At 37.8% G+C, this 1580-nt stretch carries 3 protein-coding genes; 2 read left to right on the forward strand and 1 reads right to left on the reverse strand.

Annotation, left to right across the window (positions count from 1 at the left end; genetic code table 11):
• A partial coding sequence (locus EIH25_RS12315) for a helix-turn-helix domain-containing protein (protein ID WP_164489246.1) occupies window positions 1-472 on the reverse strand: 472 nt, incomplete at its 3' end.
• Window positions 473-644: 172 nt separating this feature from the next.
• Between EIH25_RS12315 and EIH25_RS12320 the strand changes: the two genes are divergently transcribed.
• Together EIH25_RS12320 and EIH25_RS12325 are read left to right on the forward strand one after the other, a co-directional pair.
• Entirely contained in the window at window positions 645-1232 is a 588-nt protein-coding gene (locus EIH25_RS12320; RefSeq protein ID WP_124101393.1) for a BRO family protein, read from the forward strand.
• 32 nt (window positions 1233-1264) lie between these two features.
• The gene (locus EIH25_RS12325) at window positions 1265-1456 is read left to right on the forward strand and encodes a hypothetical protein (RefSeq protein ID WP_124101394.1); all 192 of its coding nucleotides are present in this window, start codon (window positions 1265-1267) and stop codon (window positions 1454-1456) included.
• Window positions 1457-1580 lie beyond the last annotated feature (124 nt).

The raw sequence follows: 1580 nt of genomic DNA on the forward strand, positions 1-1580 counted from the left end.
CTCGCAGCGCGAAATTTGCTTCTGCGGTCAGCGGCGTTTCCTCAACCTCGATCATGTTTTTGGCGTCATGGTCTAAGTAGATTCCTGTGCCGGCACTGACGGGTAAGTCGTAATACTCTATAAAAAGATTATTTTTAGGCTCTTTTAATGGCTTTTTAGCTGTTTCAGCAAGTTGCTCTGCTCTGCCAATCACTATACCTTTGCCAATATCGTTAAGCATATTATAATATGTAAGAAGCTCCTGCTCATCATCAGTTAGTTCAATTGATGGTGAGTTTTTTTCTTTGCCGTAAACTAAGTAATCAATGGATACGTCAAAAAAAGCGGCAATTTCTATTAGATATTTTCTATACGATTTGCTTTTTCCTGATTTCCATTCTGAAAAAGCTACGCTATTTAGTTTTAAATAAGCTGTCAGCTCCTTTTGATCTCTATTACCTAAAAGCATTGTTATTCTGTCCAATATATCCAAATCCATGTCCACTCCTTTGTGCAAACGCACTAAATTAGAAAAAATCTAAAGATTATTTAGAAAAACTCTTGACATATAGAAAAATTCTAGTTATAATTTTACTATAGTACATCTTATGATGTAATAATATCAGAAAATTTACTAATAGTCAACTTAAAAGGAGTGATATTTTGTGAACGATTTAAAAGTTTTCAGCAGTACAGAGTTTGGCGAGCTGGGAGTAATGCTAATTGACGGCAAGGAATACTTCCCGGCTACACAGTGCGCAAAGATTTTAGGGTATAAAAACCCTCAAGAAGCAATTAGGCAGAAATGTAAAGGAGTGAGGAAAACACTCACCCCTACCAACGGAGGAAATCAGCCAGTTAATTACATCCCCGAAGGAGATCTTTACCGCCTTATAGTTTCTAGCAAGCTTCCGTCAGCAGAAAAATTTGAACGCTGGGTATTTGACGAGGTTCTCCCGACGCTCCGCAAGACCGGCTCTTACGGAGCTGTAAATATTGAAGAGATTATTGCAAGAACAGCAACGGCAGTGGTTACAGAGGTTATTAAGCAGCTCAGCATTAATAAAATCGCAGAGCAGCCTCAAATGCGCCGTAAGCCGCGTAAATCAATGAGCATAATAACTCAGCTCAGCCCGGAACTGCATAAAGCGGTTGACGAAATGCTCCTGTCAAACAAATATACATTCAGCGAGGTATGCAGTTTTTTGGCTGATTACGGAGTCGTATTATCTGTCACATCTGTCTGGAGATAATATAAAAGACTTACCGCCGAGGAGGTACATTTATGAATAATTTATCAAAATCAACAATCTTAACGGAAAAGCACAAGTTTGTAGAAAATGAATTGTTTTCAGTATTAAAAGCAGCAAATAAGGATATTGCAAACTGTAAATACATTAAGATCGACACGCTAGAAGTCGTAGAGATAACAATGGAAAACTGCTGCAAATATCAAATTGACATTGGTTCACAGTGAAGAACTGCACTTGTTTCAGCTGTTAATAAGTACAGCGTTGGATATCTATGGCTTTGATTCAGATGGAGAAATCACAGAGTTTGGTAGACAGCTTGAGGCACTATATGATACAATTTATAATCAA

The organism is Ruminococcus sp. Marseille-P6503 (assembly GCF_900604945.1).
GTDB lineage: Bacteria > Bacillota > Clostridia > Oscillospirales > Ruminococcaceae > FB2012.